Annotated in this window: 2 protein-coding genes; both read right to left on the reverse strand. The window is 59.7% G+C overall.

Going from position 1 to position 1,035, the window contains the following annotated elements:
- Positions 1-272 (reverse strand): flagellin N-terminal helical domain-containing protein (locus tag AC0L20_RS39550; protein ID WP_473251516.1); only part of this gene is annotated, 272 nt, incomplete at its 3' end.
- Between the two features lie 358 nt (positions 273-630).
- On the reverse strand, positions 631-1,035 hold a 405-nt coding region (locus AC0L20_RS39555; protein ID WP_473295597.1), incomplete at its 5' end, for a flagellin.

Raw genomic sequence — 1,035 nt, forward strand, 5'->3', positions numbered from 1 at the left:
GCAGAGTCGATCAGCTTCTGCAGCGAGGTGATGCCGGTGTTGGCAGCCTGCAGCACCTGCACGCCGTTGGCGATGCCGTCGAGCAGATTGTTGATGTCGCTGGCGCGGTTGTCGAGCGACTGTGCGGTGAAGAAGTTGGTGGGATTGTCCAGGGCCGAGTTGACGCTCTTGCCGGTCGACAGACGGCTCTGGGTGGTGGCAAGAAGATCAGCGGTGGACTGGAGAGAGAGCAGGTTCTGACGAACCGACGAGGAGAGAACAATACCGGACATTGAGTGTTACCCTTCTGGTACGCAACGCAACAAACTTCGATTAGGATTAATCGATGCCGGGACGGTGAATGCAGACGGCTAACAAAGCATGAAGCGTGTCGCGCCAGTCCTTGCGCGGATTCACCATATGAGCAGTCGGAGCCATCTCAGGCTCGTCCACATCATCATGATAGCATGATGCTTTTTCGCGCAACGACCCGGCGTTTGCGACTTGTCAACCATAACTCAGAGTAAGCAATCGGCTGCATCCGAATGCATCCTTTGCACCTCGTCGAGCGGCACTCTGATGCCGCCGCAAAAAGAAAGCGGCGGAGCCGAAGCCCCGCCGCCATAGTCGTCTTGCGATGTCGTCCGCTTGTTAGCGGAGCAGCTGCAGCACGCTCTGCTGCGACTGGTTGGCCAGCGACAGCGCGGAGACCGCGATCGACTGGCGAGTCGACAGCGCCTGGCTGTTGGCCGCTTCCGTGTTGGTGTCGGCCAGGGTCAGGTTGGACGAACCGGTCTGCAGCACGTTGATCAGGCTCTTGTTGAAGTCCTGACGCACCTGCACCACCGAGAGGTTCGAACCGAGGCTCGACGCTTCCGAGCGCAGCGTGCTCGACGCGGCGTTCAGGTTCGACAGCACCTTGTTGGTCGCGGAGTTGTCGATGAAATCGACACCGCTGGTCAGCGCTGCGAGGCCGAGGCCCTTGGAGTTGTAGGTCACGCCGGTGATGCTGAGGTTGGACTTGCCGGTCTCGTCGAACACCAGCTTGAGCTGGTC

This window comes from Bradyrhizobium sp. Kon58 (genome assembly GCF_055807455.1).